The 13738-nt window shown below is 68.6% G+C and carries 11 protein-coding genes; 6 read left to right on the top strand and 5 right to left on the bottom strand.

Annotated features, from left to right (window positions below; all coding sequences use genetic code 11):
* Positions 1 to 35: 35 nt before the first annotated feature.
* Positions 36 to 1085 (top strand): lysine-2,3-aminomutase-like protein, encoded by a 1050-nt coding sequence (locus Q8K84_RS01035; protein ID WP_305279716.1) that lies wholly within the window; start codon positions 36 to 38, stop codon positions 1083 to 1085.
* Positions 1086 to 1088: 3 nt separating this feature from the next.
* Here Q8K84_RS01035 and hslU read toward each other — a convergent pair whose 3' ends face one another.
* Complete coding sequence (gene hslU, locus Q8K84_RS01030; protein ID WP_305279714.1) at positions 1089 to 2393, bottom strand: ATP-dependent protease ATPase subunit HslU; 1305 nt, start codon at positions 2391 to 2393, stop codon at positions 1089 to 1091.
* A gap of 72 nt (positions 2394 to 2465) precedes the next feature.
* The gene (hslV, locus tag Q8K84_RS01025) at positions 2466 to 3032 is read right to left on the bottom strand and encodes an ATP-dependent protease subunit HslV (protein WP_305280027.1); all 567 of its coding nucleotides are present in this window, start codon (positions 3030 to 3032) and stop codon (positions 2466 to 2468) included.
* A gap of 41 nt (positions 3033 to 3073) precedes the next feature.
* On the opposite strand from hslV, the gene Q8K84_RS01020 reads away from it, so the two are divergent.
* Positions 3074 to 3817: a molybdopterin-synthase adenylyltransferase MoeB gene (locus tag Q8K84_RS01020; protein WP_305279712.1), complete on the top strand. Its 744-nt coding sequence runs from the start codon at positions 3074 to 3076 to the stop codon at positions 3815 to 3817.
* 21 nt (positions 3818 to 3838) lie between these two features.
* Here Q8K84_RS01020 and Q8K84_RS01015 read toward each other — a convergent pair whose 3' ends face one another.
* On the bottom strand, positions 3839 to 4189 hold the full coding sequence (locus Q8K84_RS01015; protein WP_305279710.1) for a DUF3147 family protein: 351 nt from the start codon (positions 4187 to 4189) through the stop codon (positions 3839 to 3841).
* Positions 4190 to 4499: 310 nt separating this feature from the next.
* Between Q8K84_RS01015 and Q8K84_RS01010 the strand changes: the two genes are divergently transcribed.
* Complete coding sequence (locus Q8K84_RS01010; protein ID WP_305279709.1) at positions 4500 to 7328, top strand: [protein-PII] uridylyltransferase; 2829 nt, start codon at positions 4500 to 4502, stop codon at positions 7326 to 7328.
* A gap of 4 nt (positions 7329 to 7332) precedes the next feature.
* On the opposite strand, the gene Q8K84_RS01005 is transcribed toward Q8K84_RS01010, so the two are convergent.
* A complete protein-coding gene (locus Q8K84_RS01005; protein ID WP_305279707.1) occupies positions 7333 to 8562 on the bottom strand; it encodes a CaiB/BaiF CoA-transferase family protein in 1230 nt (409 codons plus the stop codon).
* A gap of 87 nt (positions 8563 to 8649) precedes the next feature.
* On the opposite strand from Q8K84_RS01005, the gene Q8K84_RS01000 reads away from it, so the two are divergent.
* Positions 8650 to 9816 carry an acyl-CoA dehydrogenase family protein gene (locus Q8K84_RS01000; protein WP_305279705.1) on the top strand — a complete coding sequence of 389 codons (1167 nt, stop codon included), beginning with the start codon at positions 8650 to 8652 and terminating at the stop codon, positions 9814 to 9816.
* A complete protein-coding gene (locus Q8K84_RS00995; RefSeq protein WP_305279703.1) occupies positions 9813 to 10592 on the top strand; it encodes an enoyl-CoA hydratase/isomerase family protein in 780 nt (259 codons plus the stop codon). The genes Q8K84_RS01000 and Q8K84_RS00995 overlap by 4 nt, the downstream gene beginning before the upstream one ends.
* Positions 10593 to 10601: 9 nt before the next feature.
* On the opposite strand, the gene Q8K84_RS00990 is transcribed toward Q8K84_RS00995, so the two are convergent.
* Entirely contained in the window at positions 10602 to 12722 is a 2121-nt protein-coding gene (locus Q8K84_RS00990) for a M3 family metallopeptidase (RefSeq protein ID WP_305279701.1), read from the bottom strand.
* A 137-nt stretch (positions 12723 to 12859) separates the two neighbouring features.
* Between Q8K84_RS00990 and Q8K84_RS00985 the strand changes: the two genes are divergently transcribed.
* A complete protein-coding gene (locus Q8K84_RS00985; RefSeq protein WP_305279699.1) occupies positions 12860 to 13711 on the top strand; it encodes a glutamate racemase in 852 nt (283 codons plus the stop codon).
* Positions 13712 to 13738 lie beyond the last annotated feature (27 nt).

Raw genomic sequence — 13738 nt, 5'->3', positions numbered from 1 at the left:
TTGCAGGGCGGCCCCATCTCAGCCATATGCCGCCGATGACGAGCCCGGCCACCAAGACCCTGCGCACGCCCTCGGCCCTGGCCGGGGCTGGGCTGATCGCGGCCGCCGATATCGCGCCGCTGGAGGCCGTGGCCGCTCGCTACGCCGTGGCCATCACGCCGTATCTGGCCCAGCAGATCGCCGCCGGCGGGCCGGGGCTCGCCCGCCAGTACCTGCCCGATCCCGCCGAACTGGACGCGACCCCTGAGGAGCGCGCCGACCCCATCGGCGATCACGCCCACATGCCGGTCAAGGGGATCGTCCACCGCTATGGCGACCGAGCGCTGCTCAAGATCACCCATGTCTGCGCGGTCTATTGTCGCTTCTGCTTCCGCCGCGAAATGGTGGGGCCAGGGGGGGAGGGCGCGCTGACGCCCGCTGAGCTGGCCGCGGCCCTGGCCTATGTGGCAAGCCACGAAGAGATCTGGGAGGTGATCGTCACCGGCGGCGATCCCCTGGTGCTGTCGCCGCGCAGGCTCGCCGAGCTGATGGCCGGCCTTTCCGCCATTGACCATGTGAAGGTCGTCCGCTTCCACACCCGCCTGCCGGTGGTCGATCCCGCCGTGGTGACGGACGAGCTCGTGGCTGCGCTGAGCGCGCCGGGCAAGGCGGTCTATGTGGCCCTGCACGCCAACCATCCCGATGAACTGACGCCGGAGGCCCGGGCGGCGTGTGCGAAGATGATCGACGCCGGGATCGCCATGGTCAGCCAGAGCGTGCTGCTGCGTGGAATCAATGATGACGTGGCCGTGCTGGGCGCCCTGATGCGGGCCTTCGTCGAGACCCGGATCAAGCCCTACTACCTGCACCAGGGGGACCTGGCGCCGGGCACCAGCCACCTGCGGGTGCCGATCAGCGAGGGCCAGGCCCTGATGCGGGCCCTGCGCGGCGACTATTCCGGCCTCTGCCAGCCGACCTATGTGCTCGACATCCCCGGCGGCCACGGCAAGTCGCCGATCGGCCCGGCCTATGTCGAGGGCTGCGACGGCGCCTACGAGGTGGAGGACCCGCAAGGGGTCCGCCACCCCTATCCGCCGAAGGTCTAAAGCCTAGAGGATATAGCGCGACAGGTCGGTGTCGCCGGTCAGTTCGCCCAGGCGCTGGCGGACATAGTCGGCGTCGATGGTCAGGGTCTCGCCGTCCTTGTCGGCGGCGGTGAAGCTGATCTCTTCCAGCACCTTTTCCATGACCGTCTGCAGGCGCCGCGCGCCGATGTTTTCCAGCGAGCCATTCACCGCCACGGCGGAATCGGCCAGGGCGTCGATGGCCTCCTCGGTGAAGGTCAGCGTCACCCCCTCGGTAGCCAGCAGGGCCTGGTTCTGGCGGATCAGATTGGCCTCGGGTTCGGTCAGGATGCGGCGCATATCGTCCCGCGTCAGCGCTTTCAGCTCCACCCGGATGGGCAGGCGGCCCTGCAGCTCCGGCAGCAGGTCGGAGGGCTTGGCCACGTGGAAGGCGCCCGAGGCGATGAACAGGATGTGGTCGGTCTTCACCGGCCCATACTTGGTGGAGACGGTCGTCCCCTCGATCAGCGGCAGCAGGTCGCGCTGCACGCCCTCGCGGCTGACATCGGCGCCGGCGCGGTCCGACCGGCTGGCCACCTTGTCGATCTCATCCAGAAAGACGATGCCCTCGTTCTCGGCCAGTTGCAGGGCCTCCTGGGTCAGAGCCTCCTGGTCCAGCAGCTTGTCGCTCTCCTCGGCGATCAGCGGCGCCCAGGCGCCGATCACCGTCGTCTTGTGCGTCTTGGTGCGACCCTGGCCGAAGGCCTTGCCCATGATGTCGGAGATGTTCATCACCCCCATCGAGGCGCCCGGCTGGCCCGGCACGTCGAACAGCGGCATGCCGCCGGAATCGGCCAGGGTCAGCTCGACCTCCTTGTCGTCCAGCTCGCCGGCCCGCAGTTTCTTGCGGAAGCTCTCCCGGGCGGCGGTGGAGCCGGGGCCGGTCAAGGCGTCGAGCAGCCGCTCCTCGGCGGCGGCCTCGGCCATGGCGGCGACGGCGCCACGGCGCTTGTCGCGGACCATGGCGATGGCGCTCTCCACCAGATCGCGGACGATCTGGTCCACGTCGCGGCCGACATAGCCGACCTCGGTGAACTTGGTGGCCTCGACCTTGAGGAAGGGCGCATTGGCCAGCTTGGCCAGCCGGCGGGCGATCTCGGTCTTGCCGACCCCGGTGGGGCCGATCATCAGGATGTTCTTCGGCGTCACCTCATCGCGCAGGGCGTCGGGCACCCGCCTGCGGCGCCAGCGGTTGCGCAGGGCCACGGCGACGGCCTTCTTGGCGTCCTTCTGGCCGACGATGAAGCGGTCGAGTTCGGAAACGATCTCGCGGGGGGAGAAGTCTGTCATGAGCTCACGGGGTTTGAACCGCCAGGCGTAGCCAAAGTTCGAGCATGTCTTGGTCCGATAACCGTTTCACACTTATCGGGACACGCTCGGCAGGCGCTCCACCGTCAGTTCGCCATTGGTGTAGACGCAGATGCGCGCGGCGATGCCCATGGCCTTGCGGGCCACCTCTTCGGCCGAGAGGCTGGAATCCATCAGGGCCATGCCGGCGGCCAGGGCATAGTTGCCGCCCGAGCCGATGGCCGCCACGCCGCTCTCCGGCTCCAGCACGTCGCCCACGCCGGTGACCGTGTAGATGGCGTCCTTGTCGGCCACCAGCAGCATGGCTTCGAGCTTGCGCAGGTAGCGGTCGGTGCGCCAGTCCTTGGCCAGGTCCACGCAGGCCCGCGCCAGGTGCTCGGGATACTGTTCGAGCTTGGTTTCAAGCCGCTCGATCAGGGTGAAGGCGTCGGCCGTGGCCCCGGCGAAACCGGCCAGGACCCGACCGCCGGCCAGGGTGCGCACCTTGCGGGCGTTGCCCTTGACCACGGTCTGGCCCATGGAGACCTGACCATCGCCGGCGATCACGGTCTGGCCGTCCTTGCGAACCGCCAGGATGGTCGTGCCGTGCCAGTCGGGGAAGTTGGAATTTGTCTGCGACATCCGCCGGGATGTGGCGACCAGGGCAGGTGAGGTCAAGCGCTGTGGAATTTTCCGACGCCGAGGTCGAACGCTACGCCCGCCATCTGGTGCTGCGCGAGGTCGGCGGGCCAGGCCAGCAGAAGCTGAAGGCCGCCCATGTGCTGATCGTCGGCGCCGGCGGCCTGGGCGCGCCGGCCAGCCTCTATCTGGCCGCCGCCGGCGTGGGCCAGATCACCCTGGTCGATCCCGACGAAGCCGATCTCTCCAACCTGCAGCGCCAGGTGATCTATCGCCCCGCAGACGTGGGCCGGGCGAAGGTCGACGCCGCCACAGCTGAGCTCACAGCCCTCAACCCGCATGTGCAGATCAACCCCGTCCGCCTGGCCCTGGACGCCACGAACGCGGGCGAGTTGATCGCCGGCGCCGACCTGGTGCTGGACGGCACCGACGACTTCGCCACCCGGTTTGCGGTCAACGCCGCCTGCGTGGCCCATGCCAAGCCGCTGGTTTCCGGCGCCCTCGGCCGCTGGACCGGCCAGGTGGGCGTGTTCACCGGCCAGCCCTGCTACCGCTGCCTGGTCCCCGAAATCCCCCCGGACGCCGAGACCTGTTCCGCCGTCGGCGTCATCGGCGCGCTCGCCGGCGTCATCGGCTCCATGATGGCGCTGGAAGCGATCAAGGTCATCACCGGCGCGGGGGAAGCGCTGGAGGGGCGTTTGCTGATCTATGACGGCTTGGCCGCGGAGACCCGGACGGTGCGGATTGGGGCAGACCCTGCCTGCCCCGTATGCGGCGCGCCCGGCTAAGGTTGGCCCAGACGGCGGGAGCTAGAGTCGAAGGCCAAGTCGCGGCCCGAGCCAGACCATGAGGCTGTAGAGCACAATGGTGAGGAGGCAGCCGGCCAGGAGCGAGGCCCAGAAGCTGATCCCAGCGCGAAGCATGGCGGGTATGACCAGAAACATGGGCAGCGAGGGGATCACAAACCAGAACGTCGCCTGAGCATGAGCCGCCATGTTCTCCGGATCTGGCCGGTCTCGCCAGAGCCAGATCATGCCCAGCACCGAGATCAAGGGAAGCGAGGCTATCAAGGCGCCTACGCCGGGCATGCGCTTGGCCACGGTTGAGATCAGCGCAATGATGAGGCCAGAGAGGGCAGCCTTGATGAGGAAGTACAGCATCTGTTGGAGCCTTGCCGGATCATAGCGCAGCTTAGCCGACCGTCGGCCGCTGCTGCGAGAAAACTCACAGGCTGACTGACAGGCGACTTTCCGGCCAAGCCATACCCACTGGCGCCACCTTCTGCGAAACTTGCCATGGTCCAGCGCAGATGCGAGCCCCGTGCAAGGAACGGACCCTCCTCGGCCTTGGCCACGGTTCGCTCTAAGGCCCAGCTCTCGCGGCATGCAAACCCTCAACCTGACGGGCGAAGGCTGAAAGCCTATATGCTGTACTGAGCCGCCCACAGCCCCGCCACAGCCACAAGAGCCCATGCCCCCTCGTCTGAAGCCGACCCGCCTGGAATATGTCGTCGATGGGGTGCGGCTGCGGGCGCAGTTGTCGGCGGCCGCCCTGGATGCGGCGGGCGATGAGGGCGAGCAGCGCAGGCGGGCGCTGGAGATCCTCAAGCAGGCGCTGTTTCGCGGGCGGATGATCGCCAAGGAGCGGCTGGAGAATGGGGCGGGCGGGATCGAGACCGCGCGGCTGCTCTCCGGGGTCACCGACGAGGTGGTCACCGCGCTCTATGACTTCACCACCGTCCACATGATCCGGGCGCGCAATCCCACCGAGGGCGAGCGCCTGTGCGTGATGGCCGTCGGCGGCTATGGGCGCGGCACGCTCGCGCCCTTCTCCGACCTCGATCTCCTGTTCCTGCGGCCCTACAAGCAGACCGCCCATGTGGAGAGCGTGATCGAGTTCATGCTCTATGCCCTGTGGGATCTGGGCTTCAAGGTGGGGCACGCCTCGCGCACGGTGGATGAGTGCGTCAAGCTCGCCCGGGAAGACTTCACCATCCGCACCTCGATCCTGGAGGCCAGGCGCCTGATCGGCGACGAGGCCCTGGCCCAGGAGCTGACGACCCGGTTCCGCAATGAGGTGGTCAAGGGCACCGGCGCGGAGTTCGTCGCCGCCAAGCTGAAAGAACGCGATGAGCGCCAGGCCCGGGCCGGCGCCAGCCGCTACATGGTCGAGCCGAATGTGAAGGACGGCAAGGGCGGCCTGCGCGACCTCAACACGCTGTTCTGGATCGCCGAATATCTGAACCCGTCCAAGCCTGTGGACGGGGTGCCGCAGCTGGAGATGTTCGAGGGCCGGGAGATCCGCGCCTTCATCCGGGCCTTCGACTTCCTCTGGGCGGTGCGCGCCCATCTGCATTTCGCCACCGGCCGCCCGGAGGAGCGCCTGACCTTCGACCTGCAGCCGGAGATCGCCCAGCGGATGGGCTATGGCGACCGGGCCGACAATCCCGCCGTCGAGCGCTTCATGCGGCGCTATTTCCTGATCGCCAAGGAGGTCGGCGCGCTGACCCGCGTGTTCGCCGCCAAGCTGGAGGCTGATCGGGTCAAGTCCGCGCCCCGGGGGATTTCACGGCTGTTCCCCGGCGGCGGGCGCAAATCGACCCGCAAGCCCCTGGACGTGGCCGGCTTCATCGAGGAGGGCGGCCGCCTGGATGTGGCCGGGCCCGAGGTGTTCGAGGCCGATCCCTTGAACCTGCTGCGTCTGTTCCAGATCGCCGACCGGCGGGACCTTGATTTGCACCCCGACGCCTTCACCGCCGCGACCCGGGCGCTCAGCCTGATCACCTCCAAGACGCGCCGGGACCCCAAGGCGGCCAAGATCTTCCTCGACACCCTGGCCGGCGGCCGCGATCCGCAGCGGACGCTGACCCTGATGACCGAGGCCGGCGTGCTGGGCCGCTACATCCCCGAGTTCGGCCGCATCGTCGCCCAGATGCAGTTCAACATGTACCACTCCTATACGGTGGACGAGCACACCCTGCGGGCCGTCGGCGTGATCGCCGACATCGCCGCCGGGCGTATGGCCGAGGCGCATCCGCTGGCCACGTCCCTGATGCCGCAGATCCAGGAGAAGGACGTCCTCTTCCTGGCCATGCTGCTGCACGACACCGGCAAGGGCGGCGTCGCCGGCGGTCAGGAAAAGGCCGGCGCCCGGGCCGCGCGCGCCGCCTGCGAGCGGCTGGGCCTGCCCCGGGCGCGCATCGACCTGGTCGCCTGGCTGGTGGAGCATCATCTGGAGATGAGCGACTACGCCCAGAAGCGCGACATCTCCGATCCCCGCACCGTCGCCGACTTCGTGCGCATGGTGCAGACGCCCGAGCGCCTGCGCCTGCTGCTGGTGCTGACCGTGGCCGACATCCGCGCCGTGGGGCCAGGCGTCTGGAACGGCTGGAAGGGTCAGCTGCTGCGCGACCTCTACGACTCCGCCTCGGCGGTGTTCCGTGGCGGGCGGGCCAATGACGCCGTGGCCGTGGTGCGCCAGCGCCAGGCCTTCGCCGCCGCCGAGATCCGCGCCCGCCTGGCCGAGGCCGACCCCGCCGCCGTGGCCTGGGGCGAGGCCATGGAGGACGCCTACTTCACCGGCTTTGGCCAGGATGAGATCGCCATCCATGCGGCGGTCTCCCAGCGGGCCCACGCCGAGGGCGCCGCGGCCATGGGCTATGTGCGCGAAGACCTGAACGCCGCCGAGCTGGTGGTCGCCGCCAAGGACCGGACCCGGCTGTTCGCCGACCTGACCCGGGCGATCACGGCGTCTGGCGCCAGCGTGCTCGGGGCCCGGGTCTTCACCTCCCGCCAAGGCCAGGCCCTGGACGTCTTCTACCTGCAGGACATCACCGGCCAGCCCTTCGGCTACGACAACCCTGCGGCACTGCCCCGTCTGGCTGAGCTTCTCGAAGCCGCCGCGCGTGGCGAGCTTCCCGCGGGCGAGGCGCCCCGGGCCGCCGGCGAGGCGCGCACTGCAGCCTTCGCCATCAAGTCCACCGTGCTGATCGACAACGAGGCCTCGGAAAGCTCCACCATCGTCGAGGCCTCGGGCCGCGACCGGCCGGGCCTGCTCACGGCCCTGGCCAACGCCCTGGCCGACGCGGGTCTTTCCATCACCTCGGCCCACATCGATTCCTACGGCGAGCGGGCGGTGGACGCCTTCTATGTCACCGACGCCGCCGGTTGGAAGGTGACCCAGACCAAGGCGCTGACGCCCCTTCGCGCCGCCCTGATGGCCGCCCTGAACGAAGGCGACGCCGCCCGCATCCGCAAGAACACCCGCCTGCAGCGGGCAAGGGCCAGCGTCGCGCGCTAGAGCCTCAGTCCGGCTTCACCCCGGCGCGGACCTCGGCGAAGACTTCTTCGGTCTGTTCCCCCAGGCGCGGGGGGTGACGGCGGATGTTGGCCGGGGTCTTTTCGAACTTCACCGGCGGGCGGATGGCCTTGTAGGGGCCGATATGCGGGTGGTCGTAGCGCTCGAAGAGGCCGACCGCCTCCAGGTGCGGATCGCGCTCCAGGTCCTCGAAACGGTTGGTCTTCTGCACCGGGATCGACAGGCCCTTGAGCAGGGTCAGCCATTCCTCGGTGGTCTTGGTGGCGGTGACCTCCTCGACCATGGCGTAGAGCTCGCGGGTGTGCTTGGCCCGCTGGGCGTAGTCCGAGAAGCGCGGGTCCCTGGCCACCGTCTCGCCCCAGCCGGCCACGGCGAAGAACTGGTCCCACTGTTTGTCGGTATAGGGCAGCAGGCCGATATAGCCGTCCTTTGTGGCGAACGGCTTGCGGTGCGGATTGGTCACCCGCTGATAGGACCACTGGCCGGTCGGCGGCTCATAGGCGTGGTCATAGAGGTTCTCCACCAGGTTGAAGCTGGTGACGCATTCCAGCATCGGCACCTCGACGAACTGGCCCTCGCCGGTGCGGGCCTTGTGGAACAGGGCCGCGGTGACCGCCTGGGCCATGAACAGGCCTGAGACCTTGTCGGCCACCAGGGTCGGCAGGATGCGCGGCGTCTCATTCCCATCGGTGCGGGGCAGGAGGTCGGCCAGGCCCGAGGCCGACTGGATCAGGTCGTCATAGGCCGGCTCGCCCGCATAGGGACCTTCCGACCCGTAGCCCGCGGCATGGACATAGATCACGTCAGGACGGATCTTCTTCACCGCCTCATAGTCGAGGCCCAGGCGTTTCAGCCCCTCATAGCGGACGGAAGCGGCGAACACGTCACAGCTGGCGATCAGGGCTTCCAGCGCCGGGCGCATGGCTGCGTCGCGCAGATCGACCAGGACGGATCGCTTGTTGCGGTTGATGGTCAGGAAGATCGGGCCGAGGTCCTTGGGCGCGCCCTCCGGCGGATGGCCGGCCCAGCGCATTATGTCGCCGCCGTCGCCACGGCCCGAGCCCGGGTCCTCCAGCTTGATCACATCGGCGCCCTGGTCACCGAGGATCTGGGTGGCGTAGGCCCCGAACACCACGCTGGTCAGGTCCAGGATGCGCACCCCTGAAAGCGGCCCCGTGGCCTCACTCGCCAGTTGCTTGCCTTCCGCCACGGCCATTCTCCCCTATGCTTCTTTCAGGCGTTTATGATGCGCCCATGAGATCGCGCCAAGCGACGAACCTGAGTGACGTAGAGGGAGGACGTGATGGATTTCCAACTCTCCGATGAGCATCGGATGCTCAAGGAGCTGACCGCCCGCTTCGTCCGTGACGAGCTGACGCCGCTGGAGGCCGGGGTCCTGGACCGCGAGGCCAGGGGCCAGGGCCTGTCGCTGGGCGCCGAAGAGCACGCGCGCCTCGATCAGGTGTCCAAGGATCTCGGGCTCTGGGGCCTGGACGCCCCGGAGGATGTGGGCGGCTCTGACCTGCCCTTCGTGGCCATGGTCGGCGTCGGCGAGGAGCTCGGCCGCACCATCACCCCCTACACCCTGCCGCCAGACAGTCCGAACCTGCGCATGCTGATGGCGACGGTGAACGAGCGTCAGCGCGAGGCCTATCTCGCCCCCTATGTCCGCGGCGAGACCGTCTCGGCCATCGGCATTTCCGAGCCCGGCGCCGGGGCCGATCCCTCGGCCATGATCACCAAGGCCGTCCGCGACGGGGACGACTGGATCATCAACGGCCGCAAGATCTGGATCACCCGGGCGGCTGATGCGGACTTCACCATCCTGATGGCGGTGACCGACACCGAAAAGCGGGCCCGGGGCGGCATCTCGGCCTTCCTGGTGGACAAGGACACGCCGGGCTTCAACGTCCTGCGGCAGATCCCGATGATCGGCGGCCAGTCGACCTATGAGATCGCCCTGGAGGATTGCCGGGTCGAGGGCTGGAAGCTGCTCGGCCAGGAAGGCGCGGGCTTTGCGCCGATGCAGATCCGCCTGGGCACGCGGCGGATCGAGATGGCCGCCTGGTCCATCGGCATGGCCCAGCGGGCCCTGGACATGATGGTCGAATATGCGCCGCAGCGGACCACCTTCGGGTCGCCCCTGTCGGAGCGCCAGGCCGTCCAGTGGTGGGTGGCGGACGCCGCGACCCGCATCCATGCCGCCCGCCTGATGACCTATGACTGCGCCTGGAAGCTCGACCAGGGCCGAGACACCCGCATGGAAATCTCCATGATCAAGGCCTACGCCACCGAGATGGCGTGGGAGGTGGTCGACCACGCCATGCAGACCTTCGGCGCCATGGGCATGACCAAGGAGCTGCCCCTGCAGCTCATGGCCACGCGCCTGCGCACCATGCGCATCTATGACGGCCCCACCGAAGTCCACAAATGGGTGGTGGCCCGCAACCTTCTGGGAACCCGCAAATGAGCACCAAGGCCGACCATCTCTCGATCACCGTTCAGGACCATGTGGCGACCCTGGTCTTCCACCGTCCGCCGGCCAATCACGCCTCGGTGGATCTGGTCCGCGACCTGGCCGACGCCCTGCTGGCCTTCGATCGTGACCCGGCCGTGCGCGCCAGCGTGCTGGCCTCGGAGGGCAAGCCCTTCTGCGCCGGCGCCGATCTCGCCTCCCCCACCGGCATCGGCGGGGCGGGCATGGGCGGGGTCTCAGAGCTCTACGACCAGGCGATCCGGCTGTTCTCGGTGGAAAAACCCATCGTCGCCGCCATCCAGGGCGCGGCTGTGGGCGCGGGCCTTGGCCTGGCGCTGGTGGCCGACTTCAGGGTCGCAGCGCCCGAGGCGCGATTCTCGGCCAACTTCGTCAAGCTGGGCTTCCATCCGGGCTTTGGCCTGACCCACACCCTGCCCCGGGTGATCGGGGCCCAGAAGGCCGACCTGATGTTCCTCACCGGCCGCCGGGTCCGCGCGCAGGACGCCCTGGCCTGGGGCCTGGTCGATGAACTGGTCCCGGCTGATGAGCTGCGCCAGTCGGCCTTCGCCCTGGCCGCCGAGCTGGCGGAGAATGCGCCGCTGGCCGTGGTCGCCACCCGCAAGACGACCCGGGGCGCCCTGGCTGAGGCGGTCCGCGCCGCCACCGCCCACGAGCACGTCCAGCAGACCACCCTGCGGGCCACCGAGGACTTCGCCGAAGGCGTGGCGGCGGTGAACGAACGCCGCCCCGGCCAGTTCAAGGGTCGGTGAGGCTTCCCGTCAGGTGACCGGGAAGCCCTTGTCGCGGAGATAGGCGCCCACGTCCGGATCGCGGCCACGGAAGGCGCGATAGGTCTCCGCCTGGTCGACGGTGTCGCCCACAGACAGGATATGATCGACCAGCCGGCCGGCGACGTCGGCGTCGTAGAAGCCCCCGGGGGCTTCCTTGAACGCCTCGGCGGCGTCCTGCGACAACACCTCGGCCCAGAGGTAGGAATAGTAGCCGGCCGAATAGCCGTCCGAGGCGAAGACATGGGCGAACTGCGGAGTGCGGTGGCGCATGGGCAGCTCCCGGGGCATGCCGAGCTTGGTCAGCTCTTCCCGCTCAAAGGCGTCCGGATCGATGTCGGCGTCGCCGGCCAGATGCAGCTTCATGTCGATGAGGGCCGAGGCCAGGTACTCGGTCACCTCGAAGCCCTGTCGGAAGGTCGAGGCCTGGGCGATCTTCTCGGCCAGCGCCTCGGGCATGGGCTTGCCCGTCTCATGGTGCAGGGCGAAGCGGCTCAGCACCTCCCGCGTCGGCAACCAGGCCTCGTTCACCTGGCTGGGGAACTCCACATAGTCCCGCGGCACCGAAGTTCCCGATAGCGACGGATAGGTGACATTCGACAGCAGGCCATGGATGGCGTGGCCAAACTCATGGAACAGGGTGGTGGCGTCGTCCCAGGAGATCAGCACCGGCTGGCCGGCCGCGCCCTTCACGAAGTTGGAGTTGTTGGAGACGATCGGCGTGATCTCCCCATCCAACTTCTGCTGGCTGCGATAGGCGTTCATCCAGGCGCCGGACCGCTTGCCGGTCCGTGCGTAGGGGTCGAAGTAGAACAGCCCCAGATGGGCGCCCTCCCGCCGCACCTCCCAGACCCGCACATCGGGGTGATAGACAGGCACATCGCTGATCGGGGTGAAGCTCATGCCGAAGACTTCTTCGCCGGCCCAGAACATGCCGTCGACGAGCTTGTCGAGCTGCAGATAGGCCTTCACCTCGTTCATATCGAGGTCGTAGCGGGCCGTGCGCACCTTCTCGGCGTAGAAGCGGTAGTCCCAGGGTTCGATCTTCACGCCGCCCCTTTCGGCGTCGGCGATGGCCTGCATCTCGGCCACCTCTTCGGCCACCCGGGCGATGGCCGCAGGCCAGACCCGCATCATCAGCTCCATGGCTGCGTCCGGCGTCTTGGCCATGGCCGCCTCCAGCCGCCAGTGAGCGTGGGTGGGGTAGCCCAGCAGGCGGGCTCGCTCGACCCGCAGCTTGAGGATCTTCTGGATCACGCCGTTGTTGTCATGGGCGTCCCCATTGTCGCCCCGGCTGTAATAGGTCCGCCAGACCTTCTCGCGCAGGTCGCGGCGCTCGGAATAGGTCAGGAAGGGGTCCATGGAGGACCGGGTGTTGAGGAAGGCGTACTCGCCTGGCCGGTTCCGCTCGGTGGCGGCCGCCGCAGCGGCGGCGCGCACATCCTCGGGCAGTCCCCGCAGCTCGGCCTCGGTCTTCAGATAGAGGACATAGTCGGTCTCATCGGCCAGCAGGTTCTGGCTGAAGGTCGTGAAGGCCTGGGCGAGTTCGCCATTGATCTGCGCCACCCTGGCCTTGGCGGCGGGGTCGAGCTTGGCGCCGGCGCGGACGAAGGCGTTCCAGCGCTTCCAGGTCAGCCGCTGCTGTTCCGGCGTCAGGCCGGCGCTTTCGCGGCCCTCATAGACCGCCTCAATGCGCGCGAAGAGCTTGGCGTTCTGCATGATCTTGTCGGAATGGGCCGACAGGCGCGGCGCCATGGCCGTCTCCACCGCGCGCATCTCGGGATTGGAGAGGGTGCCGCCCCAGACCCAGTAGGAGGTGTTGACCCGGTCCAGGGCCGCGCCGGCGCGCTCCAGGGCCGCGATGGTGTTGTCGAAGGTGGGGGGGGCGGCGTTGTTGGCGATGGCCTCGACCTCCGCCAGTTCCTGCGCCATGCCCGCCTCAAGCGCCGGGGCGAAGTCGGCGATCTTGACCTGGTCGAAGGGGGGCACGCCGCCGTAAGGGCCTGTCCAGGGGGCCAGCAGGACCGCGCCGTCTGCGGCGAAGGCGGGCAGAGGCAGGGCGGCGGCGCCGAGCGCTGCGCTCGAGACGGCCAGGAACATGCGCCGATCCATCAGGAAAAACTCCGGTGTCGTCGAAGGGAAGGTTGGCGCGACCTTAGGCGCCGGAAGCCTGAACGTCACATGACAGGCTTGTAATGTGACATGCCTCCCCACTGGCGAGACGCGCAAGGGGCGGCTAAAGCCGGGTCATGGCCATCGGCGTCTTTGATTCCGGAGTGGGCGGTCTGACCGTTCACCGCAAGCTCGCAGAGCGCTTCCCCAGCGCCGACCTCGTCTATCTGGCCGATCAGGCCAACGCCCCCTATGGCGGGCGGCCGGGCGAGGAGATCGTCGACCTGACCCGGACCGGGTGTGACCGGCTGTTCGATCAGGGCTGCGACCTGGTGGTCCTGGCCTGCAACACCGCCTCGGCCATTGCGTTGCGCCGCCTGCAGCAGACCTGGCTCCCTCAGCGCCGGCGGGAACTGGGGCGGGCGGTCAATGTGCTGGGCCTCATCGTGCCGACCATCGAGGCGGCCACTGGACTACCCTGGGAGCACGAGGCCGAGCGCCGGGGCGACAAGATCGAGAAGCTGGACATCCTGGCGGTCTTCGCCACGCCGGCCACCGCCCGCAGCCGGGTCTATGAGATCGAGATCGACAAGCGCCGCCAGGATGTGGCCGTCTTTGTCGAACCCTGTCCCGAGCTCGCCCGGCTGATCGAGGACAATGCCGGCGCCGTCGAACTGGCCCAGGCCGTGGAGGCCCATGTGGCGCAGATCACCGCCCGCATCGGCCGCGCCCCGGACCGAGCGATCCTGGGCTGCACCCATTATGAGATCATCGCCGACATGTTCCGCGCCGCGCTCAAGCCCGGCACGCCGCTGATCCACCAGCCCGACGCCACCGCCGCGGCCCTGGCCGGCTACCTCGAGCGGCATCCAGAGATTGATCCGGGATCGGGGGGCCTGCGCCGCTTCCTGACCACTGGCCGTCCGGGCGCCCAGCACGATCTGGTGGAGACCTTCTGGGAAGGCCCGCTGTCGTTCGAGCCCGCCTGAGGCGGGGTCCGGGGGCGCGCCGGCGCT

Origin of the sequence: Phenylobacterium sp., assembly GCF_030679875.1 — a bacterium.
Taxonomy (GTDB): Bacteria; Pseudomonadota; Alphaproteobacteria; order Caulobacterales; family Caulobacteraceae; genus Phenylobacterium.
This window is presented reverse-complemented; position numbering and strand designations above follow the sequence as displayed.